At 75.6% G+C, this 23,137-nt stretch carries 25 protein-coding genes; 10 read left to right on the top strand and 15 right to left on the bottom strand.

The window, feature by feature from the left end; all coding sequences use genetic code 11:
- Positions 1 to 140: 140 nt before the first annotated feature.
- The 3 genes from ACFWAR_RS23840 to ACFWAR_RS23830 all read right to left on the bottom strand — a co-directional run bounded on the left by ACFWAR_RS23840 (position 141) and on the right by ACFWAR_RS23830 (position 2,222).
- Positions 141 to 869, bottom strand: coding sequence for an RNA polymerase sigma factor (locus ACFWAR_RS23840; RefSeq protein WP_385780508.1), 729 nt, complete (start codon positions 867 to 869; stop codon positions 141 to 143).
- A gap of 28 nt (positions 870 to 897) precedes the next feature.
- On the bottom strand, positions 898 to 1,380 hold the full coding sequence (locus ACFWAR_RS23835) for an LAETG motif-containing sortase-dependent surface protein (RefSeq protein WP_385780507.1): 483 nt from the start codon (positions 1,378 to 1,380) through the stop codon (positions 898 to 900).
- A 188-nt stretch (positions 1,381 to 1,568) separates the two neighbouring features.
- Positions 1,569 to 2,222: a TetR/AcrR family transcriptional regulator gene (locus ACFWAR_RS23830; protein WP_385780504.1), complete on the bottom strand. Its 654-nt coding sequence runs from the start codon at positions 2,220 to 2,222 to the stop codon at positions 1,569 to 1,571.
- Between the two features lie 61 nt (positions 2,223 to 2,283).
- On the opposite strand from ACFWAR_RS23830, the gene ACFWAR_RS23825 reads away from it, so the two are divergent.
- Positions 2,284 to 2,946: an O-methyltransferase gene (locus ACFWAR_RS23825; protein ID WP_385780501.1), complete on the top strand. Its 663-nt coding sequence runs from the start codon at positions 2,284 to 2,286 to the stop codon at positions 2,944 to 2,946.
- On the opposite strand, the gene ACFWAR_RS23820 is transcribed toward ACFWAR_RS23825, so the two are convergent.
- The gene (locus ACFWAR_RS23820) at positions 2,943 to 4,502 is read right to left on the bottom strand and encodes a PLP-dependent aminotransferase family protein (protein ID WP_385780498.1); all 1,560 of its coding nucleotides are present in this window, start codon (positions 4,500 to 4,502) and stop codon (positions 2,943 to 2,945) included. The genes ACFWAR_RS23825 and ACFWAR_RS23820 overlap by 4 nt on opposite strands.
- Before the next feature lie 28 nt (positions 4,503 to 4,530).
- Here ACFWAR_RS23820 and ACFWAR_RS23815 point away from each other — a divergent pair, with 28 nt between their 5' ends.
- From ACFWAR_RS23815 to ACFWAR_RS23790, 6 genes are all read left to right on the top strand, one after another.
- The gene (locus tag ACFWAR_RS23815; RefSeq protein ID WP_385780496.1) at positions 4,531 to 5,508 is read left to right on the top strand and encodes an EamA family transporter; all 978 of its coding nucleotides are present in this window, start codon (positions 4,531 to 4,533) and stop codon (positions 5,506 to 5,508) included.
- 94 nt (positions 5,509 to 5,602) lie between these two features.
- Complete coding sequence (locus ACFWAR_RS23810) at positions 5,603 to 6,415, top strand: crotonase/enoyl-CoA hydratase family protein (protein ID WP_385780520.1); 813 nt, start codon at positions 5,603 to 5,605, stop codon at positions 6,413 to 6,415.
- 129 nt (positions 6,416 to 6,544) lie between these two features.
- On the top strand, positions 6,545 to 7,786 hold the full coding sequence (locus ACFWAR_RS23805) for an LLM class flavin-dependent oxidoreductase (protein WP_385780494.1): 1,242 nt from the start codon (positions 6,545 to 6,547) through the stop codon (positions 7,784 to 7,786).
- A gap of 95 nt (positions 7,787 to 7,881) precedes the next feature.
- Positions 7,882 to 9,261 (top strand): NtaA/DmoA family FMN-dependent monooxygenase, encoded by a 1,380-nt coding sequence (locus tag ACFWAR_RS23800; protein ID WP_385780518.1) that lies wholly within the window; start codon positions 7,882 to 7,884, stop codon positions 9,259 to 9,261.
- 21 nt (positions 9,262 to 9,282) lie between these two features.
- Entirely contained in the window at positions 9,283 to 10,467 is a 1,185-nt protein-coding gene (locus ACFWAR_RS23795; protein WP_385780491.1) for an LLM class flavin-dependent oxidoreductase, read from the top strand.
- Positions 10,464 to 11,057 (top strand): rhodanese-like domain-containing protein, encoded by a 594-nt coding sequence (locus tag ACFWAR_RS23790; protein ID WP_385780489.1) that lies wholly within the window; start codon positions 10,464 to 10,466, stop codon positions 11,055 to 11,057. Before ACFWAR_RS23795 ends, ACFWAR_RS23790 begins: the two co-directional genes overlap by 4 nt.
- Positions 11,058 to 11,081: 24 nt before the next feature.
- Here the strand turns inward: ACFWAR_RS23790 and ACFWAR_RS23785 are convergent, their stop codons facing one another.
- From ACFWAR_RS23785 to ACFWAR_RS23755, 7 genes are all read right to left on the bottom strand, one after another.
- Entirely contained in the window at positions 11,082 to 11,687 is a 606-nt protein-coding gene (locus ACFWAR_RS23785) for a response regulator (protein ID WP_385780486.1), read from the bottom strand.
- A gap of 10 nt (positions 11,688 to 11,697) precedes the next feature.
- Positions 11,698 to 12,828: a sensor histidine kinase gene (locus ACFWAR_RS23780; RefSeq protein WP_385780483.1), complete on the bottom strand. Its 1,131-nt coding sequence runs from the start codon at positions 12,826 to 12,828 to the stop codon at positions 11,698 to 11,700.
- 95 nt (positions 12,829 to 12,923) lie between these two features.
- Complete coding sequence (locus ACFWAR_RS23775; protein ID WP_385780481.1) at positions 12,924 to 14,561, bottom strand: peptide-N4-asparagine amidase; 1,638 nt, start codon at positions 14,559 to 14,561, stop codon at positions 12,924 to 12,926.
- Between the two features lie 81 nt (positions 14,562 to 14,642).
- A complete protein-coding gene (gene rraA / locus ACFWAR_RS23770) occupies positions 14,643 to 15,125 on the bottom strand; it encodes a ribonuclease E activity regulator RraA (RefSeq protein ID WP_385780478.1) in 483 nt (160 codons plus the stop codon).
- Between the two features lie 118 nt (positions 15,126 to 15,243).
- Entirely contained in the window at positions 15,244 to 16,086 is an 843-nt protein-coding gene (locus ACFWAR_RS23765) for a hypothetical protein (RefSeq protein ID WP_385780475.1), read from the bottom strand.
- Positions 16,083 to 16,736 (bottom strand): response regulator, encoded by a 654-nt coding sequence (locus ACFWAR_RS23760; protein WP_385780472.1) that lies wholly within the window; start codon positions 16,734 to 16,736, stop codon positions 16,083 to 16,085. The genes ACFWAR_RS23765 and ACFWAR_RS23760 overlap by 4 nt, the downstream gene beginning before the upstream one ends.
- On the bottom strand, positions 16,724 to 17,971 hold the full coding sequence (locus tag ACFWAR_RS23755; protein WP_385780470.1) for a sensor histidine kinase: 1,248 nt from the start codon (positions 17,969 to 17,971) through the stop codon (positions 16,724 to 16,726). The genes ACFWAR_RS23760 and ACFWAR_RS23755 overlap by 13 nt, the downstream gene beginning before the upstream one ends.
- 177 nt (positions 17,972 to 18,148) lie before the next feature.
- On the opposite strand from ACFWAR_RS23755, the gene ACFWAR_RS23750 reads away from it, so the two are divergent.
- A complete protein-coding gene (locus ACFWAR_RS23750) occupies positions 18,149 to 18,607 on the top strand; it encodes a hypothetical protein (RefSeq protein ID WP_385780467.1) in 459 nt (152 codons plus the stop codon).
- Here the strand turns inward: ACFWAR_RS23750 and ACFWAR_RS23745 are convergent.
- Complete coding sequence (locus ACFWAR_RS23745) at positions 18,604 to 19,269, bottom strand: DUF2278 family protein (protein ID WP_385780464.1); 666 nt, start codon at positions 19,267 to 19,269, stop codon at positions 18,604 to 18,606. The two genes, ACFWAR_RS23750 and ACFWAR_RS23745, sit on opposite strands and share 4 nt — an antisense overlap.
- Positions 19,270 to 19,437: 168 nt before the next feature.
- On the opposite strand from ACFWAR_RS23745, the gene ACFWAR_RS23740 reads away from it, so the two are divergent.
- A complete protein-coding gene (locus ACFWAR_RS23740) occupies positions 19,438 to 19,794 on the top strand; it encodes a YciI family protein (RefSeq protein WP_385780462.1) in 357 nt (118 codons plus the stop codon).
- Positions 19,795 to 19,896: 102 nt separating this feature from the next.
- On the top strand, positions 19,897 to 21,171 hold the full coding sequence (locus tag ACFWAR_RS23735; protein WP_385780459.1) for an RNA polymerase sigma factor: 1,275 nt from the start codon (positions 19,897 to 19,899) through the stop codon (positions 21,169 to 21,171).
- Positions 21,172 to 21,186: 15 nt separating this feature from the next.
- On the opposite strand, the gene ACFWAR_RS23730 is transcribed toward ACFWAR_RS23735, so the two are convergent.
- The 3 genes from ACFWAR_RS23730 to ACFWAR_RS23720 all read right to left on the bottom strand — a co-directional run bounded on the left by ACFWAR_RS23730 (position 21,187) and on the right by ACFWAR_RS23720 (position 23,057).
- Positions 21,187 to 21,525: a thioredoxin family protein gene (locus ACFWAR_RS23730; RefSeq protein ID WP_385780456.1), complete on the bottom strand. Its 339-nt coding sequence runs from the start codon at positions 21,523 to 21,525 to the stop codon at positions 21,187 to 21,189.
- A 132-nt stretch (positions 21,526 to 21,657) separates the two neighbouring features.
- Complete coding sequence (locus tag ACFWAR_RS23725) at positions 21,658 to 21,870, bottom strand: ferredoxin (RefSeq protein WP_385780453.1); 213 nt, start codon at positions 21,868 to 21,870, stop codon at positions 21,658 to 21,660.
- The gene (locus tag ACFWAR_RS23720) at positions 21,867 to 23,057 is read right to left on the bottom strand and encodes a cytochrome P450 (RefSeq protein WP_385780450.1); all 1,191 of its coding nucleotides are present in this window, start codon (positions 23,055 to 23,057) and stop codon (positions 21,867 to 21,869) included. Before ACFWAR_RS23720 ends, ACFWAR_RS23725 begins: the two co-directional genes overlap by 4 nt.
- Positions 23,058 to 23,137: the final 80 nt, after the last annotated feature.

Genomic DNA, 23,137 nt, shown 5'->3' with positions numbered 1-23,137 from the left:
GGCGCGGCCCGGCCGGTCGGCGCCGCCCGCTCCCCGGTCGAAGGCCCGGCCGACGTGGGCGCCGCCGCCGCGCGGGGCCCGGGGGGCGGGCAGGCGCGCGCCGGGGCCTTCGGTCGCGACGGGGGGCGGGGTGGGCGTGGTCATATCCGGCCTTCCAGGATGCGCTCCAGCGCGTCCAGGGCGCGGCTCGCGTTCGACTTCACCGCGCCCCGGCTGATCCCGAGGGTGGCGGCTATCTCCGCCTCGCTCAGGTCGGCCCAGTAGCGCAGGACGAGCACCTCGCGACGGCGCGGGGTCAGGCGGCCGAGGGCGGCCAGTACTTCGCGGTGTTCCTCGTCGAGGACCACGTGCTCCTCCGCGGAGGGTACGTCGGCCTCGGCGGGCGGGGTCCAGGAACGGACCGTGCGCCTGCGGCGCAGCACGGAGCGGGCGGTGTTGACCACCGCCGTCCGGAGGTAGCCGAGCGCGTTGTCGATCTCGGTGATGTGCTCGCCGTGACGCCGGTACAGGGCCGTGAAGGCGTCCTGGACCACGTCCTCGGCGGTGGCCGGGTCGTCGACGAGGAGCACCGCCAGCCGCACCATCCGCAGCCGGTGCGCGTGGTACAGCTCCGTGACCGTGGGCGGGCGCTCGAAGGCGTCGCCGTCCGCGCCGGCGTGCGCCCCCGTGTACGCCCCCGGGGAGGCGGCGGCGACCCGGGGGGCACCCGGCCCGTCGCGCAGCAGGAGCCGTTCGCGCGTCAGCGGCCCGCGCCACACGCGCAGGGCGCGCAGGGTGCGCAGAACGCGGGCGCCCCGCCCCGCCCGGCCGGAGCCGGGCAGGACGAGGCGTACGTGTGGTGCGGGCCGCAGCGCGGCGGGGTACGACATGAGCAGGGTGTCCCTCGGGTGGAGCACGTCAGCCGTTCGCGCGGCGGCGTACGGCGTACAGGGTGCCGGCACCTGCGACGACCAGCACCGCCGCGCCCGCACCGATCGCCATGGTGGCGGGGTTGCCGCCAGTATGCGCGAGCTCCGGACCCGCGGGCGAGGAGGGTTCGGCGGACGGCTTCGGGCTGGAGGCGGGGGCCGAGGCCGAGGGGCTGGAACCGGGAGCCACCACCGAGGGGGCGCCGCTGGGCACCGCGGTCGGGCGGGGCGGGTTCGAGGTGGAGCTGCTGGGCCGGGGGGACGGGGTGCCCGAGGAGCTCGGGACCGCGCTGGGCGAGGCGCTGGGCACGGCACTGGGCACGGCACTGGCCGAGGGGGCCGGGGCGGCGGCGTGGGCCGGGGCGGCCAGGGCGACGAGCGCCCCCGCGGCGGCCACGGCGAGGGCCGCGCGGCGGACGGCCGGGGCGACGGGACGGGCGGCGGAGCCGGAAGCGCGCTTGACGTTCTTCAAGGTGGTTCTCCACGGTCGGGTGAGGGACGCCGGACTGCGCCCTTCACCCCCGCACGACGCGCGACCCCGCCGGAGGTTGCCGCGGTTCCCGAAAAACTTTTCGCCCCGATCACCGGCGGCGTTCAGGAGGGCGGCGCGCACCGCCGGTTCATCGGACGCGGTGGCGGTTCATCGGACGCGGTGGCGGTTCATCGGACGCGGTGGCGCCGGAGGAAGGTGTCGACGAGCAGGTCGGTGAAGGCGCGGTCGACCGGGTCCCCGGTGACCAGGACGCGGTGGTAGATCGGCCCCACGAGCTGGTCGACCTCGGCCACCGTGTCGATGTCCGCCGGGAGTTCGCCGCGCCGGACCGCGTCCTCCAGCGGCAGCCGGTCGCGGCGGCGCTGCTCGTCGAGGTACCGGGCGCGCAGGACGGCGGCGAAGGCGGGGTCGTGCTGCGCGTGGCCGAGCAGCGCGGTGAAGACGGCGCCCGCGTCGGACCGCGTGAGGAACTGGGCCAGTTGGTGCAGGTGGGCGCGCAGATCCGCGGCCAGGTCCCCGTGGTCGGGCGGGGTGAGGGCCTCCGCCGCGTCCAGGAGGAAGGCGTCCAGGAGGATGTCGGTCTTGGTCTTCCACCAGCGGTAGATGGTCTGCTTGGCGACCCCGGCGGCGGCGGCGATGCCCTCGATGGTGACGCCGGAGAAGCCCTTCTCCACCAAGAGGCCGTCGGCGGCCTCCAGTACGGCCTGCCGCGCCTGCTCGCTCCGCCCGTGCCGGTTGCCGTGGTGTTGCCGCGCCGACCGGCCCGCGCCGTCGTCGGCGCCGTCGGCAACCGCGTTCCCTCGATCCGTTTCTGCCTTCACGGGCCCAGGGTAGGCCACCGCCTTCTAGACTCAACGCAACGGTGCGTCTAGTCTAGGTTTCATGACACGGACCAGCACACTCCATGACCCCCGCGTGGCCTCCGCGCTCGGCGCGATGTTCTCCCGGGCGGCGCAGGACGAAGCCACCAGCGAACGGATCAGGGCCGCGCGGCCCGACGGTGCCGCCCGGGCGACCCCGCAGGAGATGGCGGACGCCAACGCGGAGGTGTACATGCCGATCTCGGCCGAGGGCGGGAAGCTCCTCTACAACCTGGTCCGGGCCGCCCGCCCGGCGACGGTCGTGGAGTTCGGCACGTCCTTCGGGATCTCCACGCTCCACCTGGCCGCGGCGGTGCGCGACAACGGCACGGGCCGGGTGATCAGTTCGGAGCTGAGCGCGGAGAAGGTCGCCGCCGCGCGCCGCACCTTCGCCGAGACCGGTCTGGACGACCTGATCACCGTCCTCGAGGGCGACGCCCGCGACACCCTCGCCGCCGTGGACGCCTCGGTGGACTTCCTGCTGCTCGACGGCTGGAAGGACCTGTGCCTGCCCGTACTGCGCCTGCTCGAACCGCGCCTCGCGCCGGGCACCCTCGTCGTGACCGACGACGTGGACCTGCCGTCCCTGGCCCCGTGCCTCGACTACCTGCGCGACCCGCGCAACGGGTACCAGAGCGTCACCTTCCCGGTCGAGGACGGGATGGAGATCAGCTGCCGGCTCTAGGGGGTGTCTGACGGATGTCCGGACAGGCCGGTGGCCGGGGGGACGGCGGTGGTGGCGCGGCGCAGGGCGGTGCCCAGGAGCGCGATGCCCTCCTCGATCTCGCTCGCGGGCCCGGCCGCGTAGCCCAGGACCAGTCCGGGCGGGCCCGGGCGCACCCGGTGCCAGGACAGCGGGTGCGCCTTGACCCCCAGGTCCAGCGACGCACCGGCGAGTTCGGTGTCCCGCAGCCGGAGCCCGTCGAAGGTGACCGTCAGGTGCAGTCCGGCGGCCGCCCCGTGCACCCGCGCCCCGGGCAGGTGCGCCCCGACGGCCCGCAACATCGCGTCCCGGCGGGCGCGGTGGCGACGGCGGACGAAGCGCAGGTGGCGTTCCAGTTCCCCCGACGCCATGAGGTGGGCCAGCACGAGTTGCGGCAGGACCGCGTTGCCCAGGTCGGCGTTGCGCTTGGCCGTGACCACGGCCTCGTGCAGGCGCGGCGGGACGAGGAGCCAGCCCACCCGCAGCGCCGGAGCGAGGAGCTTGGAGACGCTGCCCGCGTAGCAGACCCGCTCGGCCAGCAGCGAGCGGAGCGCCGGGACCGGGGTGCGGTCGTAGCGGTGCTCGGCGTCGTAGTCGTCCTCGATGACCACCCCGTCCTCCTCGACCGCCCAGCGCAGCAGCGCGCGGCGGCGCTCCCCGTCGAGCACCACGCCGGTCGGGAACTGGTGCGCGGGCGTGAGCAGGACCGCCTTCGCCCCGCAGGCCCGGAGCGCGTCCACGCGCAGGCCGCCCTCGTCCACCGGTACCGGGACCGTGGTGATCCCGCCGTACTCCAGCTGCTGGCGGGCTCCGAGCGAGCCCGGGTCCTCCACCGCGATCCGGTCCAGCCCCCGTGCCCGCAGCACGGCCCCGAGCAGGCCCAGCGCCTGGGCCACGCCCGCCACGACGATCACCTCGCCGGGGTCGGCCCTGATCCCCCGGCTCCGGGCGAGCCAGCGCGCGACCTCCGCCCGCAGGGCCGGTGCCCCCTGCGCGTCCCCGTAGCCGAAGCCGGACGGCGCCAAGCCGCCCAGGACGGCGCGCTCGGCCCGCAGCCAGGCGGTGCGCGGGAACGCCGCGAGGTCGGGGACCCCGGGCGAGAGGTCGATCCGGCAGGCGGCGGCCCGCAGCGCGTCGATCGCCCCGTCCCGCGCGCCCGCGCCGAACAGCGCGCCGGGTGCCGGTCCCGCGCCCGCCGCCGCAGCGGTCCCCGGCGGCGGGGGCGCCGCGACCACCGTGGTGCCGAGGCGGCCCCGGCCCGCCACCTGACCGGCTTCGGCGAGCCGTTGGTAGGCCTCGGTGACCACCCCGCGCGCGACGCGCAGCTCCTCCGCCAGCACCCGGCTCGCCGGGAGTCGGCTGCCCACCGGCAGCCGACCGTCCGCGATCGCTTCGCGGAGCCGGTCGGCGAGCCATTCGGTGCGGCAGCCCGGCGGCGCCTGGCCGATGTCGAGCTGGAGGAAGTCGGAGCCGTGGGGCGCCGGGGCGGGGACCGCTTCTTTGGACCTCTGGGTCACGGCATCTTTGGACCTGCTCATGGGTCCATTCTGCGCACACAGTGGAGCCATGAACACCATGCGATCCCTCGGTCCCGGCGCGCTCGGCATGGCACTGGTCGGCACCAGCGTCAGCGTCTCCCACACGCTCACGGACGCGCCCCTCTTCACCGCCCAGGCCGTCCGGTACGCCGCGGCCTCGCTCCTCCTGCTGGCGCTGGCCCGGGCCGCCGGGGCGCGGCTGGTGTGGCCGCGCGGGCGGGAGTGGCTGTGGCTGGCCGGGCTCGCGGCCAGCGGGCTGGTCCTCTTCAACATCGCGGTCGTCCGGGGGGTCGCGCACGCCGAGCCCGCCGTCATCGCCGTCGCGGTGGCCTGCGTACCGGTGCTGCTCGGGGTGGTCGGTCCGTTGCTGGAGCGGCAGCGGCCGAGCCGTCAGGTCATGCTGGCCGCGCCGGTCGTCGTGGCGGGGGCCGTCCTGGTGGAGGGGACCGGGCGGGCCGATGCGACCGGGGTGGCCTGGGCGACGCTGGCGCTGGCCTGCGAGGCGGGGTTCACGCTGCTGGCGGTGCCGGTGCTGCGGCGGCACGGCGCGTGGGGGGTGTCCGTCCACTGCGTGTGGCTGGGCTCGCTCATGTTCGCCGTCCTCGCGGCGCTCGCCGAGCCCGCGTCCTCCCTCGGGGCCCTGGGATCCCGGCAGTGGTGGGCCGTCGCGTACCTGGCCGTCCTGGTCACGGCCGCGGCCTTCGTGCTCTGGTACTCGACGGTCGCCGCCGTCGGCGCGGGGCGGGCCGGTCTGCTGACCGGGGTGGCCCCGCTCTCGGCCGCGACGGGCGGTGCGTTCACGGGCGGCGGCGTCCCGGGAGCGGCCGTGTGGGCGGGGCTGGCCGTCGTGGTCGGCGGCCTGGTCCTGGGCCTGCGCCCGCGCCGCACGCCCGGACCGGACGCCGCCGCGACCAGCACCGGTACCGCCACCGCCACCGCCACCGCACGGGCGAACGCTGCGGAATCCGCCCCGGAGTCGGCACAATGGGCCGGATCGGGCGGCTGACCCATCCGGGTGCACGGTGAACGCCCGCACGGCGGAGGGCGGCACGGTGGACGAGGGAGCGGTGGACGAGCGCGCGGTGGACGACGGCGGCGCGGTGGACGCGGACGGCTGGAGGGGCGGCGACGCGCCGGACCGCGGCGCCGAGGTCCGCGTCGAGCGCGACGGGCCCGTCTTCACGGTGATCCTCTCCCGCCCCGCGTCCCGCAACGCCGTGGACGGGCCCACCGCCGACCGGCTGGCCGCCGCCTTCCGCGCCTTCGAGGCCGACCCGGACGCCTCGGTCGCGGTGCTGTGGGGCGAGGGCGGCACCTTCTGCGCGGGCGCCGACCTCAAGGCCGTCGGCACCGGGCGCGGCAACCGCGTCGAGGCCGGGGGCGACGGGCCGATGGGGCCCACCCGGATGCGGCTGGGCAAACCGGTGATCGCGGCGATCGCCGGGCACGCGGTCGCGGGCGGGCTGGAGTTGGCCCTCTGGGCCGACCTCCGGGTCGCCGAGGAGGACGCCGTCCTCGGGGTGTTCTGCCGACGCTGGGGCGTACCGCTGATCGACGGCGGTACGGTGCGGCTCCCCCGGCTGATCGGCGAGAGCCGCGCCATGGACCTGATCCTCACGGGGCGCGCGGTCCCGGCCGCCGAGGCGCACGCCATCGGGCTCGTCAACCGCCTGGTCCCCACGGGGCGTTCGCTCGAGGCGGCGCGGGAGCTCGCGCGGCAGATCGCGGGGTTCCCGCAGCTGTGCCTGCGCCACGACCGGCTGTCGGTCCTGGAGCAGCACGGCGCGGACGAACAGGAGGCCCTGGCCGGCGAGTTCCGGCACGGGCTGGTCCCCTTGTCGGCCGGGGAGACGCTCTCCGGAGCCGCCCGCTTCGCCTCGGGCGCGGGCCGCCACGGTTCCTTCGCCGACTGAGCGCGCCGCCCGAACCGTGCACAGGGCATGAAGAACATGTGACAGGGGCCGCCGCGCTGTTCTCCGGCGGCCCCGGCGGGGTGACAGTGAGGTCGTCGGCGCCACCGCGACCAGGAAGGCCACCCCGCCATGCCCACATCCTCCGGAGCACCCGCCGCCGGCGGCCTTCCCGCCGGTGCGTTCCACCTGGCCGTCGCGCTCGAAGGCGCCGGGGCCCATCCGGCCGCCTGGCGCGAACCGGAAGCGCCCGCACGGGAGTTGCTCACCGCGCGGTACTGGGCCGCGCTGGTCGCGGAGGCCGAGCGGGGCCTGCTGGACTTCGTCACCTTCGAGGACGGACCGGGCCCGCACCCCTCCTCCCCCACCGGCCCGGACGGCCGCACCGACCGGGTGCGCGGGCGCCTCGACGCGGTGCTGACGGCCGCCCGGGTGGCGCCGCTGTCCCGACACGTGGGACTGCTGCCGACCGTGGTCGCCACCCACACCGAGCCGTTCCACGTCTCGAAGGCGATCGCGACCCTCGACTACGTCAGCGGTGGCCGGGCGGGGCTGCTGGTCACGGTCTCGGGGCGGCCGGACGAGGCCCGCCACTTCGGTCGCCGCACCTTCCCGCAGGGCCCCGTCGACAGCCCCGACGGCCTGGGGTCGGCGCTGCGCGCCGAGCTGTGGGAGGAGGCGGCCGACCACGTCGAGGTGGTCCGGCGGCTGTGGGACAGCTGGGAGGACGACGCGGAGATCCGCGACGTGGCGAGCGGCCGGTTCGTGGACCGCGACAAGCTGCACTACATCGGCTTCGAGGGACGGCACTTCAGCGTCAAGGGGCCCTCGATCACCCCGCGCCCGCCGCAGGGGCAACCGCCGGTCGGCGCGGCGCTCCCGGTGACCGCGTCGGACGCCCCGACCCGCCTGGCGGCCGGGGGCGCCGACCTCTCCTTCATCGCCCCGCGCGACGCGGAGGAGGCCGGTGCGCTCACCGACGCGGTCCGCGCCGCCCGCTCGGCCGCCGGGTGGGCCGAGGACACCGGGCGGGTCTTCGCCGACCTCGTGGTGTTCCTCGACGAGAGCGCCCCGGCCGCCGCCGCCCGGGTGCGCCGACTCGACGCGTTGGCGCAGCAACCGCAGGCGCCGGGAGCCCACGTCTTCGCCGGGACGCCCGCCCAGCTCGCCGCGCTCCTCCTCCAGTGGCACCGCGAGGGCCCGGTCGGCTTCCGGTTGCGGCCCGGAGTGCTCGCCCACGACCTCCCGGCGATCACCCGCGGCCTGGTCCCCGAACTCCAGCGGCGCGGCGCCTTCCGCACGGGCTACGCGGGCGCCACCCTGCGCGACCTGTTGGGACTGGCCCGCCCGGCCAACCGCTACGCCACCACCTGACCGGAAGGGCGACAGCCACCGTGAGCACACCGAAGAGTCCGACCGCACGGCACGCGGCGCGCGGGCCCAAGGGTCCGGGGGGACCGCGCAAGCAGATCCACCTCGCCGCGCACTTCCCGGGCGTCAACAACACCACCGTCTGGAGCGACCCGGCGGCCGGCAGCCACATCGAGTTCGCCTCGTTCGCGCACTTCGCGCGCACCGCCGAGCGCGCCAAGTTCGACTTCCTCTTCCTCGCCGAGGGCCTGCGCCTGCGCGAACAGGGCGGCCGGATCTACGACGCGGACGTGGTGGGGCGGCCCGACACCTTCACGGTGCTGGCCGCGCTGGCCGCCGTGACCGAGCGGATCGGCCTGACCGGGACCATCAACTCCACCTTCAACGAGCCCTACGAGGTGGCCCGCCAGTTCGCCTCCCTCGACCACCTCTCGGACGGCCGCGCCGCCTGGAACGTGGTCACCTCCTGGGACGCCTTCACCGGCGAGAACTTCCGGCGCGGCGGCTTCCTCGCCCGCGAGGACCGCTACTCCCGGGCCCGCGAGTTCCTGGCCGCCGCCCACACCCTCTTCGACTCCTGGAGCGGTGACGAGGTCCTCGCCGACCGGGAGTCGGGGGCCTTCCTGCGGGACGCGGGCGCCGGGGCCTTCGCGCACCGGGGGCGCCACTTCGACATCGCCGGACACTTCGACGTGCCGCGCAGCCCGCAGGGCCGACCGGTGATCTTCCAGGCCGGGGACTCGGAGGAGGGGCGCGAGTTCGCGGCCTCCGACGCCGACGCCATCTTCAGCAGGCACGGCACGCCCGCCGCGGGCCGGGAGTTCTACGCCGACGTCAAGGGCCGCCTGGCCCGGTACGGGCGCACGCCCGACCAGCTGCTGATCCTGCCCGCCGCGACCTTCGTCCTGGGCGACACCGACGCCGAGGCCCGGGAGCTGGCCCACGAGGTGCGCCTCGCCCAGGTCAGCGGGCAGACCGCGATCGCGTACCTGGAGCACGTCTGGAACCGCGACCTGTCCGGCTACGACCCGGACGGGCCGCTGCCCGACGTCGACCCGGAGCCCGGCGAGAACACCGTCGCGCTCGGGCGGGCCAGCGTGCGGATGCACCGCGACCCGCTCGCGGTCGCCAAGGAGTGGCGGGAGCTGGCCGCCGCGCGCGACCTCTCGATCCGGGAGCTGGTCATCGAGACCACCGGCCGCCAGACCTTCGTGGGCTCGGCCGCGACGGTCGCCGACGCGATCGACTCCCTGGTGCAGCAGGACGCCGCGGACGGCTTCATCCTCGTCCCGCACCTGACTCCGACCGGGCTCGACGCCTTCGCCGACACCGTCGTGCCGCTGCTCCAGGAGCGCGGCGCCTTCCGGACCGAGTACACGGGCAGCACCCTGCGCGACCACCTCGGCCTGGCCACCCCGCCCCCCGCCTCCCGGTCGGCGGCGCGGCGCCCCGCCGCCGTTCCCGCCACCGTCCACTAGTCGATCCGAGGAGGGCACGACATGCCCGGCATTGCGCTCGGGGTCCTGGACCTCGTACCGATCACGTCCGGCTCCACGGCCGCCGCGGCGCTGCGCGCCAGCATCGACCTGGCGCGGCAGGCCGAGCGGTTCGGCTACGCCCGCTACTGGTTCGCCGAACACCACCTCAACCCCGGGGTGGCCGGGACCTCGCCCGCCGTCGTGCTGGCGCTGACCGCGGCGGCGACCACCACCATCCGGCTCGGTTCCGGGGCGGTGCAGCTCGGCCACCGCACGGCCCTGTCCACGGTCGAGGAGTTCGGCCTGGTGGACGCCCTGCACCCGGGGCGCCTGGACCTGGGCCTGGGCCGCTCGGGCGGCCGCCCGCCCGGTCCACCGGCCGGCGCCGCGCCCGGGGGCGAGGGGGAGGCCGCGCCCGCGACCGGTCACCGCACCGAGAACGGGCTGTTGATCCCGCCGGGCTTCTCCTTCGCCGCGCTCGCCGGGCACCCGCGCGTCGCCCTCGCGCAGAAGCTGCTGCTCCTGCCCGGTGCGCGGCCGCAGGACTACGACGAGCAGGTCGGCGACGTCCTGTCCCTGCTGCGCGGCGAGTACCGCGACGCCGAGGGCACCGAGGCGCACGCGGTGCCGGGCGAGGGGGCCGACGTACAGGTGTGGATCCTCGGCAGCAGCGGCGGCCAGAGCGCGCGGACGGCGGGCGAGAACGGGCTGCGGTTCACCGCGAACTACCACGTCGCCCCGGCGGGGGTGCTGGAGGCGGCGCAGGCGTACCGGGCCGCTTTCAAGCCGTCGGACGACCTGGAGAGCCCGTACCTCAGCGTCTCCGCGGACGTCGTCGTCGCCGAGGACGACGCGAGCGCCCGGGAGCTGGCCCTCGGGTACGCGCCCTGGGTGCACGGCATCCGGACCGCCGCGGGCGCCGTCCCCTACCCCACGCCCGCCGAGTCCCGCGCGCTCACCGCCGACTGGACCGCGGCCGATCACGCCCTGGTCGCCGACCGGCTGGACACCCGGTTCGTCGGCTCGCCGGGGACCGTCGCCGACCACCTGGAACGGCTCCAGGAGGCCACCGGCGCCGACGAGCTGCTGATCACCACCATCACCCACGGCCACGCCGACCGGGTGCGCTCCTACCGGCTGCTCGCCGAGGAGTGGCACCGCCGGTCGCCCGCGGGCTCCGCGACACGGACGGGAACCACCACATGAGCACCACCAGTCGCACCGCCACCACCGGTTCGCTCGACGCCCGCGAGGCGCACCGCCGGCTGGCCGAGCTGACCGTCATCGACGTCCGCGGGCCCGGCGAGTACGCCGCCGGTCACCTGCCCGGCGCGCACAACGTCCCCCTCGACCAGCTGGCCCGGGCCCTGCCGGCGCTGTCGGCGGCGGCGGGGCGGCGGGAGCTGCTGGTGGTGTGCGCGAGCGGGGTCCGCTCGGCGGGGGCGGTCGCCACCCTCGCCGGACACGGGATCGCGGCCGCCACGCTCACCGGCGGCACGGCCGCCTGGTCGCGGCTCGGGCACGACCTGGAACGGGAGGCGGGGGCCCGTACCGTCTGGGCGATGGAACGGCAGGTGCGCCTGGTCGCCGGATCGCTGGTGCTGGCCGGGCTCGCGGGCGGGCGGTTGCGCCCGGCCGCGCGGCTGTTGTCCGCCGGGGTCGCGGGCGGGCTGGTGTTCTCGGCGGTCACGGGCACCTGCGGGATGGCGCGGGCGCTGGCGCTGCTCCCGCACAACCGCAGTCGGCCGGACGCCCTGGACGCCACGCTGGAGACCCTGGCCCGGCACGCGGGCTGAGTCCCGGGCGGCCGGGGAGCGCGGTCACAACCAGCCCTGGCGGCGGGCGGCGCGCACGGCCTCCATCCGGTTGCGGGTGCCGGTCTTGCCGATGGCCGCGGACAGGTAGTTGCGCACGGTCGATTCCGACAGGTGCAGCTTCGCGGCGATGTCGTGGACGGTCGCGCCGTCGACGGCGGCGCCCAGCACGTCCCGCTCCCGGGCGGTCAGCGGGTTCGGGCCCGCGCTCAGCGCCGCCGCGGCGAGCGCGGGGTCGATGACCGTCTCCCCCGCCAGCACCCGGCGGATCGCGGCCGCCAGGTCCTCCACCGGACCGTCCTTGACGAGGAAGCCGCCCGCCCCGGCCTCCATGGCCCGGCGCAGGTAGCCGGGGCGGCCGAAGGTGGTGAGGATCAGGACCCGGGTGCCGGGGCAGCGGTCGCGCAGTTCGGCGGCGGCGTCGAGGCCGCTGAGCCCGGGCAGTTCGATGTCGAGGAGGGCCACGTCGGGACGTGCGGCGAGGGCGGCGGGGAGGATCTCGTCCCCGGCGCCGACCTGGGCGACGACCTCGATGTCCGCCTCCAGGTCGAGCAGCAGGGCCAGCGCGCCGCGCATCATCCGCTGGTCCTCGGCCAGCAAGACCTTGATCATCGTCTGCTCCTCAACCCGTGCTCTCGTCGACCGGGAGTTCGGCGACGACCCGGAAGCCCCGGCGCGGGGCCGGCCCGCCCCGCAGGGTCCCGCCCGCCGCGGCGAGCCGCTCGGTGAGTCCGATCAGCCCGCTGCCGGGCGCCGCCGAGCCTACGCCGACGCCGTCGTCCGTGATGACCAGGCGGATCCGTTCGTCGGCCGCGGACACCTGGATCGAGCAGTGCGCGGCGCCGCTGTGCCGGACGGCGTTGGTGACCGACTCCCGGACCACCCAGCCCAGCAGCGCCTCGGTCCGCGGGCTCAGCGGCGGTCCCGAGCGGCTCACCGAGGGCTCGATCCCGGCGGCGGTGAGCGCGGCGCGGGCCCGGTCCAGCTCGTCCGCCAGGCTCGCCTCGCGGTAGCCGGTGACGGCCTCGCGGATCTCGACGAGCGCCTGGCGCCCGATGGACTCGATGTCCACGATCTGGGCCACGGCCGCGTCCATGTCGCGCGGGGCCAGGCGGCGGGCCGCCTCCGACTTCACCACGATCACCGACAGGGTGTGCCCGAGCAGGTCGTGCAGGTCGCGGGAGAAGCGCAGGCGTTCCTGCTCCACCGCACCACGGGCCAACTCCTGCCGGGTCTCGCGCAGTTCGGCCACGGTCTCGGCCAGGGCGAGGATCGCCGAGGTCACCATGCCGGAGAGGAAGGTGCCGTAGAGGATCCCGCTGACCCCGCCCCAGCCCTCGTGCCGCCAGGCGACCGCACCGGCCACCAGGCTGAGGCCGAGCATCACCGCCCCGAGGCGGCGCCCCCGGATCACCGCGCCGGTGGCCAGGCCCAGCAGCGGGAAGAAGAGCAGCCAGCTGTCGCCGTAGGCCAGCGCCAGGGCGAGGGTCACGGCGGCCAGCGCGGCCAGGCTGATCCGGGTGCTCGGGGCGTCCCGCTTGGCGGGGACGAAGGCCCGGAAGACGACGCTGATGTAGAGCGAGTTGAACACCAGCAGTCCCAGGCCGCCGATCCACGGCTGGGGCGTGTGGCCCTGGAAGATGTTGGACGCCGCGCCCATGCCCAGGAGCAGCCAGGGCAGCAGGGTGAAGCCGTTGGGGGCGCCCAGTGGACCGCGCGGGCAGTCGGTGGCGGGTGCGGCTGTCTTCGTCATGCCCCTACGGTAGGGACCGGGTCCGCCCCGGCGGCAGGGCCGCCCGTACGGACCCGGCCCGTACGAATGTCACGGCCGGGGCGCGCCGTGGCGGGTCAGCAGCGGCGCAGGTCCTGTGTGAGGGTCCCTTGCGCGCTGACCACCGTACGGTCGTAGCAGCCGTCGGAGCCGGTGAGCCGGTAGCGCTCGGTGCTGGTGCCGACGGCGTGTCGCTGCTCGCGCGGGACGCCCGTCGCGTAGGAGGCGTCGCCGGTGTAGCGGTCGTCCAGCCGGGACCAGGAGGGGCGGCTGCCGTCGTCGCGCACGGAGGCGGTGTCGGCCCGGTCCCCGAGGGTGATGACCGTGCGCAGCCGGTTGTCGGCGCCCAGGGTGGTCTCGCCGTCCATGGTGTAGGTGCGCCGGGTGCTGGTGGTGGTCCGGCCGCTGGTGACGCTCTCGTCGTCGGTCCAGTGGGCGGCGAGGGCGTCCTGGTTCTCCCCGTCGGTCCAGCGGTGGACGGAGCTGTTGGCCAGGGTGCGGGTGACGGTGGTGGTGACGCGGCCGTGGGAGGTGTTCAGGTATCCGGCGACGGTGAGCCGGTGGCCGCCCTTGGTGTCGACGCGGTGCTGGGCGCCGGGGGTGTAGACGGAGGAGTTGGCCGGTTCGCCCGCTTCGGCGCGGGTCAGGGCGCCGGTCACCACGGCGCGGCCCGGGTCCTGCCACAGCAGCACGTTGGCCGGGGTGCTCCAGCCGCTCTGTCCGGCGGGGACGCCCGCGACGGAGACCTCGACGCGGTGCGGGCGGCCGTCGTTGAGGAGCGCGGCGAAGGGGGTGAGGTCGTAGACGACGGGCTGCACGTCGAAGGCGCGCGGCGCCGGGGTGACGTACCAGAGGAAGGGGTTCGACCAGCCGCCGGTCCACACGGTGGGGAACGGGGCCGCGATGCCGGCGAGTTGGCCGTCCACCGCGATGCGCACCTCGCGGTAGGGGCCGTCGGCCGCCTTGCAGGAGTACGGGGCGGCGTCCGGGGTGGCCAGGTACCAGAACTCCTCGCAGCCGCCGCCGGAGCCGGTCGCGTAGACCTCGGCGAGGATCCGCTCGGTGTTGCGCGGGGTGGTCAGGGTGGGCGAGGTGAGCGGCAGGACCCGGTCGGGGACCGCGGCCGGGCGGGCCCGGCCGGGCTCGGCGGCGTAGAAGGTCAGGGTCGCCTTGACGTCGATGACCCCGGTGTAGGTGTCGTCGACGACGTTCCCGATGAGCATCTCGACCGGCTGCGCGGTGCGCAGGGTGGGGGTGTAGCGGGTGACGTCCTTCTCCACGGACCAGGTGATGCCGTCGGGTGAGGGTTCGGGGGTGGAGGTGCGCAGGACCTCCACCCCGCCGACGGAGAGGTGCCCGAGCCGGTCGTACTGGCGCCCCTTGACCTTGCCGTCGAGGCGGAGCACCACCTTGCTCCAGGTGGCGCCGCATCCGATGGGGGGCTCGTAACTCCCCACGTACGGCGTGAAGTCGCGGAACTGGGCTTCGGCGAGGGTGACTTCGCAGGAGCGGGTGGCGGGTTTCGCGACGGGCGGCGCGGCGGTGAGCGGATCGTGCCAGTCGGTGCCGAACTCGGCGGGCGGGGTCGGGGTCGCCGGGGCCCGCGTGGCCGGGGTCGGGGCGGTCGGCGCGGCCGCGGCCGCGCCGGTCCCGGTCAGGGCGGCCGCCGCGAGCACGAGGGCGCCGAACGCACCCGTGATCCTGTGTCGTCTCATGGGCGCGAAGTCAAACGCGGGCGGGGGCGACCGCGCCAGGGCCGGGCCGACGCCGTGGCGCGTTCCCGCCGGTCCGGGCCCTCAGAGCGCGCGCACGACGACCACGCCGTCGTCGTCGCAGTGGACGGTGTCGCCGGGGCGGAAGGTGGCGTCGCCGAAGGTGAGGGGTTCGTCCACGGTGCCCGCGCCGGTCTTGCCGCTCTTGCGCGGGATCGTGCCCAGCGCCTTGACGCCGAGGTCGAGTCCGCCGAGGGCCGCGCTGTCGCGGATCGCGCCCCGGATCACCAGCCCGGCCCAGCCGTTGCGCGCGGCCGCGCCGGCGATCAGGTCGCCGACCAGGGCGGTGCGCAGCGACGCCGCGCCGTCGACGACGAGGACGGCGCCGTCGCCGGGGCCGTTCACGAGCGCGCGCAGCAGGGCGTTGTCCTCGTGGCAGGAGAGGGTCCGCACCGGCCCGGCGAAGGCGCGGCGCCCGCCGAACTGGCGGAACGGGGTGCCGCAGATCTCCAGCTCCTCGCCGTGCTCGTCGTAGAGGTCGGCGGTGGGGACGGGCGTGACGGTCATGGGCGGTTCACTGCTCCTCGGTGGTGCGCGTCGGGCGGGCCGGGCGCCGGCCCGGTCTGCGGTCCGACGTCCCCGCCGGTCAGGGTAGGCCGTAGCGTCCGGAGGCGCCCACGGGGGCCTACGGGTAACGGGCCTGCGCCCGCCCCGACTCCACCGCGAGGTCGAGGTGGCCCGGCGCCGCCGGATCCCGCATCTCCCGGGCCACTTCCAGGCTCCCGCTGCCCACCCGGCCCGCCACCTGGAAGCGGGTGGCCTCGGGCACCGTGACCTGGACCGTCCCGGAGTCGGCCCGCGCGGTGAGCCGGCCCGGCGGGGTGAGGAAGCGGGCGACGGCGGAGCCCGTGCCGGTCCGGATGTCGGCTTCCGGGGAGGTCAGCGCGGCGGCCTCGAGCGAGCCCGAGCCGACGACGGCCCGCAGCGGGCCGCGCAGCGCGGTGAGCCGCACGGGGCCCGAGCCGATCTCGACGTCGACGGCGCCGCCGAGGCCGCTGATGTCGACCTTGCCGGAATCGCCGGTCACCTTGACCGGGAGGTCCGCGGGGACGCTCACGCCCAGGTCGACCGTGCAGCCCGGGCCCGCGCGGAGCCGACCGTCCACGCCCGGACAGTGCGGCGTGAGCCGCAGCGTGCCGCCGAGCCAGCTCTCCTCGATCTCGGGCCGCCCGGAGGACCACAGGACGTCGGCGCGGTAGGCCACCTGCTGGTCGGCGCGGGGGCTGACGGTCACGGACGCCGCTCCGGCGTCGATCTCCAGCGCGGTGACCGTCCGTCCGCCGCTGCCGCCGCGCAGCACCCCGCTCTCCCCGGCCTGCTGGTTCCAGAGCTTCCAGGCTCCCGGGGCCACGATGAGCACGGCGCTCAGGGCCGCGGCCACGGTCCACGCGGTCCGGTGCCGGGGGCGCGGGTGCGCTCCCCCGGCGCCGACCACCGCCGCCGGGTCCTCGCCGTGCTCCGGACTCACGAGGATCCGTCCAGGAAGCGGAGCACGGCGAGGACCCGGCGGTGGTCGGCGTCGGCCTGCGGCAGGTCGAGCTTGGCCAGGATGTTGTTGATGTGCTTGGCCACCGCGCTCTCGCTGACGACCAGTTCGGCGGCGATGCCCGCGTTGGAGCGGCCCTCGGCCATCAGCGCGAGCACCTCGCGCTCGCGGGGGGTCAGCCGGTCCAGCGGGTCGAGCCCGCCGCCGCGGCGCAGCAGCAGCTGGGCCACGACCTGCGGGTCGAGCGCGGTGCCGCCGGCGGCGACCCGCTTGAGGGCGTCGATGAACTCCTCGACGTCGGCGACCCGTTGCTTGAGGAGGTAGCCGATGCCGCCGGTGCGGCTGGCCAGCAGATCGGCGGCGTAGCGCTCCTCGACGTACTGCGAGAGCAGCAGCACCGAGGTCCCCGGCCACTGGCGGCGGATCATCAGGGCGGCCCGGACGCCCTCGTCGGTGAAGCCGGGCGGCATCCGGACGTCGACCAGGGCGAGGTCCGGGGCGTGCTCCTCCACGGCGGCGAGCAGGCCCTCGGCGTCCTCCGTCTCGGCGGCCACCTCGAAGCCCGCCATTTCGAGGACCTTGACCAGACCTATTCGCAGCAGCACCGAGTCTTCGGCGATCACAGCGCGCACGGCAACTCCACAATCACGGCGGTCGGGCCCCCGAGGGGGCTGTTGATCACGATGGTTCCGTCGACGGACCCTACGCGTTTGCGCAGGCCCACCAGCCCGGTGCCGCCCGCGGGGTCGGCGCCGCCCACCCCGTCGTCGGTGACGGTGACGCGCAGTAGGTCCCCGTGGCGCCGGGCGACCACCTGGCAGCGCCGCGCCCGGGCGTGCTTGGCGACGTTGGCGAGCGCTTCGGAGACGACGAAGTAGGCGACGGCCTCGACGGTGGGACCGGGCCGCTCGGCGAGGTCCACCGTCAGCTCGACGGGCAGCGGTGCGCGGGCGGCGATGCCGGAGAGGGCCGCGTCGAGACCGCGGTCCTCCAGGACGGCCGGGTGCAGGCCGCGCACCAGGCTGTTGAGTTCCTCGATGGCTTCCTTCGCCTCGCGGCGGGCCTCGTCGATGACGGCCTTCGCCTCGGGCGGCAGGTCGGGGAGGGTGGCCCGGGCGATGCCGAGGTTCATGGCGAGGGAGACCAGTCGCTGCTGGGCCCCGTCGTGCAGGTCCCGCTCGATGCGGCGGCGTTCGAGGTCGGCCGCGTCCAGCACCCCGGCCCGGCTCTCGGCGAGGTCCTCGACCCGGCGCTCCAACTCCCGGGCCCGGTTGGGCCCCAGGAGGGTGCGCGCGAGAGCGGTGTCCAGGCGGGCGAGGCCCGCGGCCAACCAGGGCGTGAGCAGCAACAGCAGCGCACCGGCCACGGTGAGCAGGACCCCGTCGTCGGTCCAGCCCGCCCCCCGTTCGTCGACGGGGCGCATCCACGACCAGGCGAAGACGCTCGCCCCCGCGAGCCCGCCCGCCCACCCCAGCACGACCAGCGCCCCGCCGAGTCCGGCGAGCGGGCTGACCAGGAGGTGGTAGCCGTACTGCCGCCAGGTCGATTCGGCCCGCAGCCGCTCCAGCCAGCCGCGCGGCGACCACCAGGGCGCCGCGCGGCGGAGCTCGGGCACCTCGACGGCCAACACGGACCACAGGCGGCTGCGTTGGAGCCGGGTGAGCAGGGGCTGGAGGGCCAGCAGGACCAGCAGCGCGGTCGGCGCGCGGCCCGGGGTCACGAAGAAGGCGGTGAGCGCCGCCGTCGCGGGCAGGGCCGGCGGGACCGCGGCGACCGTGAAGACGGTGTTGCGCCGGGCCCAGGCCGACCACGGCGTGTGCCCGGCGATCCAGGTGTACGTACGCCGCAGCGCGCCGGGAGGTGCCATGCGCCTACGGTAATCGCCCGGGTCGGGGGCCCTCCACCACCCTGGTGCCCGCTCGGGGGTGTAGCCAGTGCCACCCCCTTTGCGGACCGCTCCACTACTGACCGCGAGCCCGCTGACCAGCAGAGTTGTCACCGTGCTCGGGGGAAGGACCGCCGGGCCGGAAGGAGTTGTGCCGCCATGGCGCTCGTCGCACCGCAGCTGCGGACCCACCGCGTCCACGGGCTGTTCGCCGCCGCCCCCGCCGTCGGCGGGCCGGGCGCTCGGCGCGCCCCTCGGGCGGCCACGGTGCTGACGGTCGCCGGGATGGCGCTGGTGCCGTGGATCGCCGTGCTGGCGAAGACCCTGCCGCACACCGTCGAGGTCTCCCACTGGTCCACCGCGTGGATCGGTCTGGACGTCATGCTGGCCGCCGGTCTGGCCGGTACGGGAGTGCTCGTCAAGCGGGACGATCCGCGGGCCGGGGCGTCGGCCGCGGCGACGGCGGCCGTACTGGTGCTGGACGCCTGGTTCGACGTCACGACGGCGGCGGCGGGCGGCGCGCGGCTGACGGCCGTGGCCCTCGCGCTCTGCGCGGAACTCCCCCTGGCCGCGCTGTGCGCCTCGATCGCGCTCCGTCGCCCGCGGCCCGCTCCCTAACCCGGCAGCGGGTGGCCGTCCTGGTCGGTCGCGTCCGCCTGCGTGGAGAACCGGGACAGGAACGCGTCGTACCGGCCGTCCGGGCGGCGGACGAGGGTCGCGCCGTCCTGCCAGGTGCCGTTGTCGTCCCACCACTGGCTGTCGCGGGGGTCGCCCTGGTTCTGGTGCACGTTGTGCACGCCGAGCCCCTCGTCGAAGGGCTCGCCGAAGACGAGCACCTGCCGCCCGGGCACGAGCAGCGGCTCCAGCGCCTGCGAGGCCTCCAGGTAGCTGCCGGAGATCCACGGCCGCGGCGGGCTCACCCGGTCGATCAGCCTCTGGAGCCGGCCCGGTGGACGCCGGACGAAGAGGCAGCCCGCCCGGTCCGCGAGGGCCGGGTGCCTGAGGTAGTCCAGCGCGCCGGACCCGGACGCGCGGGACAGGTCGTGGAAGCCGGTGGCCGAGGGGTCGACCGGTTCGAGCACCGAGGGGTAGAGGGTGAGGACCTTCCACTGCACGCCGGTGCTGGAGTGCTTGCTGTCCACGTCGATCGCGCAGGCGTAGCGGCCCGCGGGGGTGTCGACCTCCAGGTGGACGTGGAACCAGCGGCCCTGGTCGTCGGGATCGTCGCGGAAGTGCCGGTGGAGGGTTCCGGACAGTACTCCGTAGTCGTCGAGCGGCATGGGCCCAGTCAACCACCGTCCGGCGCGGGAACCCGCGGAAAAGAATTCTCCGGCGTGTGTCGATCCCGCCGCCCGCCGTTCGACGTATGAGTGAGGGGCGGGGAAGGAACCCCGCCTCCGTACATCCCCCCGTACGGCCCCCGTACGGAACGGCACGAGGAGCACGCCATGCCCCGCTACCTTTCGATGATCCGCCTCGACGAGGCCAACGCCCCGGTCGAGGGTCCCAGCGACGCGCTGATGGAGCGGATGGGTCTGCTGATCGAGGAGATGACCAAGGCCGGGGTGCTGCTGGACACCGCCGGTCTGACCCCCACCGCGCAAGGGGCCCGGGTGACCTGGGACGGCGGCCGGACCTCGGTCGTGGACGGCCCGTTCACCGAGGCCAAGGAGGTCGTCGGCGGCTACGCGATGCTCCAGTGCAAGGACCTGGCGGAGGCGGTCGAGTGGACCAAGCGGTTCCTCGCCGTCCACGAGGACTACTGGACGATCACCTGTGAGGTCCGCGAGGTCGCCGAGGGCTGAGCCGCCCGCACCGCGGCGCACCGCTCCACCGCCCGGCCCGGCCTCTTTGCCGGGCCGGGCGGTGGGGTGCTCTGATGGGTGGCCGTGAGGACAGACAGCACGGTGGAGACCGTCTTTCGGATCGAGTCCGCGCGGATCATCGCTTCGGCCGCGCGGATCGTCCGGGACGTCGGGCTCGCCGAGGAGATCGCCCAGGACGCCCTCGTCGAAGCCCTGGAGCAGTGGCCGCGCACGGGGGTGCCGGACAACCCGGCGGCCTGGCTGACGACGACCGCCCGCCGCCGGGCGGTCGACCTGGTGCGTCGGCGCGAGACCTACGCCCGCAAGCTCGCGGAGCTGGGCCGGGACCTGGACGAGGCGGCGTACGATCCCGAACCGGCCGGTCCGGACGACATCGACGACGACGTGCTCCGGCTGATCTTCACCGCCTGCCACCCGGTGCTCCCGCCGGACGCCCGGATCGCGCTCACCCTGCGGCTGCTGGGCGGGCTGACCACGGACGAGATCGCCCGGGCGTTCCTCGCGCCGGAAGCGACGGTCGCCCAGCGCATCGTGCGGGCGAAGCGGTCGCTGGCGAAGGCGCGGGTGCCCTTCGAGGTGCCGTACGGGCCCGAGCGCACCCAGCGGCTCGCGGGGGTGCTGGAGGTCATCTACCTGATCTTCAACGAGGGCTACTCGGCCACCGTCGGCGACGATCTGATCCGCCCGGCGCTCTGCGAGGACGCGCTGCGGCTCGCCCGGCAGCTGGCCGCGCTGATGCCCGCGGAGTCCGAGGCGCACGCGCTGGCGGCGCTGCTGGAGATCCAGGCCTCGCGGACGGCGGCCCGTACCGACCCCGAGGGCCGACCCGTCCTCCTCGCCGACCAGCGGCGCGGCCGCTGGGACCGGCTGCTGATCCGGCGCGGGTTCGCGGCCCTGACGGCGGCGGGCGACCTGGGCGGCCCGCCCGGGCCCTACGCCCTCCAGGCCGCCATCGCGGCCTGCCACGCCCGGGCCGGTAGCTACGAGGAGACCGACTGGACGGCGATCGCCGCGCTGTACGGGCGGCTCGCGGCGCTCGCGCCCTCGCCCGTGGTCGAGCTGAACAGGGCGGTCGCCGTCTCGATGGCCGAGGGGCCCGAGGCCGGACTGGCCGTGGTGGACGCCGTGGCCGGGGCGCCCGTGCTCAAGGCCTACCACCTGCTGCCCAGCGTCCGGGGCGAGCTGCTGGCCCGGCTCGGCCGGAGCGCCGAGGCCCGGGCGGAGTTCGCCCGCGCCGCGCGGCTGACCCGCAACGCGCGGGAGCGGACCCTGCTGCTGCGGCGGGCCGACGCGGTCGCGGCGCCGGAGCCCGGACCGGAACCGGCGGGCCCCACCGGCGCGCCGGGCCGGGGCTGACGGGGCCGCCCGGGTTCAGAGGGCCGCGGCCAGGAACTCCGCGAGCTCCGCCCGGTCCAGCGGCCCCTCCCGGGTGGCCACCACCTCGCCCGCGGCCACGAGCACGAACCAGGGCGCGCTGGTGACCCCGTAGCGGGCGGTCGGTCCCGGGCAGCGGGTCATGTCGGCCTTGACGGCGGTCAGCCGCCCGGCGTGGGCGAGGGCCGCCTCCCGCACCAGGGCGTCGGCCTCCTTGCACACGGCGGCGGCCTTGGGCCAGGTGCCGGTGAAGTAGGCGAGGACCGGCCCGGGGGCGTGCCCGAGGATGAAGTCGAACTCCGCGTTCTCCAGCGGCTGGTGGACCGGGCTCGCCATCGGGGCTCCTGGGGGTGGTGATCGGTGCGGCAGCACCATCATGCGAGGACGGGCCCCGCGGCCGCCAACCGACCCCCCGGTGCCGCGCGCCGCCGGGTGGCGCGGGGCACCGGGGGGCCCGGGCGTGCGCCCTCAGACGGGCCGTACGGCGATGGCTCCCACCGGGCAGGCCCGGGCCGCTTCGCGGACCAGCGCGCTGCCGCCGCCGTCCTCCTTTCCGGGCAGCAGTTCGCTGAGCCCGTCGTCGTCCTGGGTGAAGACGCCCGGTGCGGTCAGGGCGCACTGTCCGGCGCCGATGCAGACGTCCTTGTCGATGTCGATGTGCTGGGCCACGGCGCGGCTCACCAGGTCACGGGGAGTTCGAGCATCCCCTGGATGGTGTTGGCCGGTTTGAAGGGGATCTGCTCGGCGGGCGCGGCGAGGCGCAGTCCCGGCAGGCGCTCGAAGAGGACCTGGAGGGCGATCTCCACCTCGGCCCGGGCCAGGTTCTGCCCGAGGCACTGGTGGATGCCGAAGCCGAAGGCGACGTGGTGGCGGGCCGACCGGTGCCAGTCCAGGGCGTCCGGCCCCGGATAGGCCGACTCGTCGCGGTTGATGACCGAGGTGGAGAAGACCACCCCGTCGTCCTTGCGGATGGTGACCCCCGCGACGTCGAGGTCGACGGTGGCGACCCGGAGCATGCCGTCCGCGATCGAGAGGAACCGCAGGAGTTCCTCCACGGCCGCGGGCATCAGCTCCGGCTCGGCCCTCAACTCGGCCAACTGCTCGGGATGGCGCAGCAGCGTGAAGGTGCCGAGCGAGATCATGTTCGCGGTCGTCTCGTGTCCGGCGACCAGGAGGATCGTGGCCAGCTCGACGAGTTCGCCGCGGTCCACCTCGCCCGTGGGCAGGCGCTGGGCGATCAGCTCGTCGAGCAGCCCGTCGCCGGGTTCGACGCGCTTGCGGTCGATCAGTTCGCCCAGGTAGCGGTAGAGCTCGTCGCGGGCGTCCTCGACCTCGGCGGCGTCCTTCCCGCGCAGCAGCCGGCGCGACTGCGCCTCGAAGAAGTCGTGGTCGGCGTACGGCACCCCGAGCAGGGCGCAGATCACCATCGACGGCAGGGGCAGGGCGAAGGCGTCGACGAGGTCCGCGGTCGGCCCGTTGGCGATCACGGCGTCGATCAGGCGGTCCGCGGTCTCGCGGATCTGCGGCCGCAGGGCCGCCGTCCGCTTGAGGGTGAAGCTGGGGATTAGCATCCGGCGCTGGACGTTGTGCTCGGGGTCGTCCAGCCCGAGCAGGGCGACCCGGCGGTTGCGCAGGCCCTTGAGGCGGGCGGCGGGGTTGGGGAACGCCTCGTTCTGGCGGTTGGAGGAGAGCCGGGAATCGGTCAACAGGGCCCGCGCCTCGGCGTGGCCGGTGACCACCCATACGGAGCGGCCGTCGTAAAGGGTGACCCGGGAGAGGGGCCTCGCCTCGCGCAGCGGCTGGTAGGCGGCCGGCGGGTGGTAGGGACAGGTGCGGTCCTGGGGAAAGGCAACGGCGGGTTCCGTCATGAATTGACCTCACAAGCGATCGATCGGTCGTGTGACCCCTCCATTAGATGCCTCAGGCATCTATAGGTGCTATGTGAAGT

The organism is Streptomyces sp. NPDC059917, from assembly GCF_042730635.1.
Classification (GTDB): Bacteria; Actinomycetota; Actinomycetes; order Streptomycetales; family Streptomycetaceae; genus Streptomyces.
This window is presented reverse-complemented; position numbering and strand designations above follow the sequence as displayed.

Coding starts and splice junctions, on each gene's coding strand:
- rraA (WP_385780478.1), bottom strand. CDS start 15,125: ATGACCGTCACGCCCGTCCCCACCGCCGACCTCTACGACGAGCACGGC.
- ACFWAR_RS23730 (WP_385780456.1), bottom strand. CDS start 21,525: ATGGCGAGCCCGGTCCACCAGCCGCTGGAGAACGCGGAGTTCGACTTC.
- ACFWAR_RS23750 (WP_385780467.1), top strand. CDS start 18,149: ATGGCGCTCGTCGCACCGCAGCTGCGGACCCACCGCGTCCACGGGCTG.
- ACFWAR_RS23720 (WP_385780450.1), bottom strand. CDS start 23,057: ATGACGGAACCCGCCGTTGCCTTTCCCCAGGACCGCACCTGTCCCTAC.
- ACFWAR_RS23755 (WP_385780470.1), bottom strand. CDS start 17,971: ATGGCACCTCCCGGCGCGCTGCGGCGTACGTACACCTGGATCGCCGGG.
- ACFWAR_RS23745 (WP_385780464.1), bottom strand. CDS start 19,269: ATGCCGCTCGACGACTACGGAGTACTGTCCGGAACCCTCCACCGGCAC.
- ACFWAR_RS23780 (WP_385780483.1), bottom strand. CDS start 12,828: ATGACGAAGACAGCCGCACCCGCCACCGACTGCCCGCGCGGTCCACTG.
- ACFWAR_RS23740 (WP_385780462.1), top strand. CDS start 19,438: ATGCCCCGCTACCTTTCGATGATCCGCCTCGACGAGGCCAACGCCCCG.
- ACFWAR_RS23775 (WP_385780481.1), bottom strand. CDS start 14,561: ATGAGACGACACAGGATCACGGGTGCGTTCGGCGCCCTCGTGCTCGCG.
- ACFWAR_RS23795 (WP_385780491.1), top strand. CDS start 9,283: ATGCCCGGCATTGCGCTCGGGGTCCTGGACCTCGTACCGATCACGTCC.
- ACFWAR_RS23805 (WP_385780494.1), top strand. CDS start 6,545: ATGCCCACATCCTCCGGAGCACCCGCCGCCGGCGGCCTTCCCGCCGGT.
- ACFWAR_RS23825 (WP_385780501.1), top strand. CDS start 2,284: ATGACACGGACCAGCACACTCCATGACCCCCGCGTGGCCTCCGCGCTC.
- ACFWAR_RS23785 (WP_385780486.1), bottom strand. CDS start 11,687: ATGATCAAGGTCTTGCTGGCCGAGGACCAGCGGATGATGCGCGGCGCG.
- ACFWAR_RS23820 (WP_385780498.1), bottom strand. CDS start 4,502: ATGAGCAGGTCCAAAGATGCCGTGACCCAGAGGTCCAAAGAAGCGGTC.
- ACFWAR_RS23790 (WP_385780489.1), top strand. CDS start 10,464: ATGAGCACCACCAGTCGCACCGCCACCACCGGTTCGCTCGACGCCCGC.
- ACFWAR_RS23840 (WP_385780508.1), bottom strand. CDS start 869: ATGTCGTACCCCGCCGCGCTGCGGCCCGCACCACACGTACGCCTCGTC.
- ACFWAR_RS23815 (WP_385780496.1), top strand. CDS start 4,531: ATGAACACCATGCGATCCCTCGGTCCCGGCGCGCTCGGCATGGCACTG.